Consider the following 1,320-nt stretch of genomic DNA (forward strand, 5'->3'; position numbering starts at 1 on the left):
TTCACAACTAAAAACATGGACTTACCAATTTGATACCTTCGGTATTGACGGTCTTATATCCAGTATGACCAGAAAGAAATATTCAACAGATGAAAAATTAAGAATCATTCAGTATAGAATTACTAATCAACTTTCATATAAAGAAACTGCTAGAATCTTTGATATTACTAATCCTACTTTAATAGCTCAGTGGCAGATGAAATACAATCAATATGGTATCCTAGGTTTAGAATCAAAACCGAAGGGTCGTGCGTCTAAAACTATGAAAAATAAAAAGGTTGATAACACTAGTTTAAACGAAAGTGAACGACAAGAATTAATACGCTTACGTGAGGAAAACAGGAGATTAGAAATCGCAATTGCTCTCGAAAAAAAGTTACAATCCTTAGCTCGAAAAAATCAAACAAAGAAATAGTAGCTGCTATTATTGAGTTAAGGAATGAATCTAACTATAAGTTAAAAGAAATATTATCAGTAGCTATGATAGCGAAAAGTGTATACCATTATTGGAAATTACGACTTAGTGTCACTAAACATAAAGACAATTATTTAATTACTTTGATTAAAGAAATCATTAACAAACATAAAAATAGGATAGGTTATCGTACAGTAACCGACGAACTAAGAGAGTTAGGTTTTGTAGTTAACCATAAAAAAGTTCTTAGAATAATGAGAGAAAATAATTTACTTTGTACAAAGTTTAAGCATAGAAATAGAACATATAAGTCGTACAAAGGGAAAGTTGGCAAAACAGCTAAGAATAAATTGAATCGCAGATTCGTAACTAATCGCCCATATCAAAAATTACTTACTGATGTAACACAATTCAACATTAAAAATGGAACTAAGCTATATCTGTCAACAATTTTTGATGTATGTTCGAAAGAGATTATTTCTTATTCAATTAGTAAGCGTCCAACATTGGAATTCGTTATGGAATCATTGTTAAAAGCAATTAATGTAATTCCAGACCTTCCCTATAGAACTACAATCCATTCCGATCAAGGGTGGCAATATCAGCATAAATCTTGGGTACAATCTTTGAAAAAGAATAGAATTATTCAAAGCATGTCTAGAAAAGGTAATTGTCTTGATAATTCTCCGATGGAGAATTTCTTTGGTATTTTAAAACAAGAAATGTTTTATGGAGAAACATTTGATTCTTATGATGAACTAGAAGAGGAGATTATTGACTATATGGAGTATTATAATTTAGTCAGAAAGAAGAGAAAATTAAAAAGCAAGACTCCTGTAGAATACAGAAATCTTGCTTTAATGAAAGTAGCTTAATAAAAAGTTCAACTTTTTGGGTTCACTACA

The 1,320-nt window shown here is 30.0% G+C and carries 2 protein-coding genes; both read left to right on the forward strand.

Features of this window, described 5'->3' with window-relative positions; genetic code table 11:
• The coding region (locus ACZ2V4_RS11650) for a helix-turn-helix domain-containing protein (protein ID WP_133446118.1) at nucleotides 1-415 on the forward strand (415 nt) is incomplete at its 5' end.
• Nucleotides 416-426: 11 nt separating this feature from the next.
• Nucleotides 427-1,290 (forward strand): IS3 family transposase, encoded by an 864-nt coding sequence (locus tag ACZ2V4_RS11655; RefSeq protein ID WP_232779643.1) that lies wholly within the window; start codon nucleotides 427-429, stop codon nucleotides 1,288-1,290.
• The last annotated feature ends 30 nt before the right edge of the window (nucleotides 1,291-1,320 follow it).

This window comes from Macrococcus sp. CoH-51_TC_04, assembly GCF_058188655.1.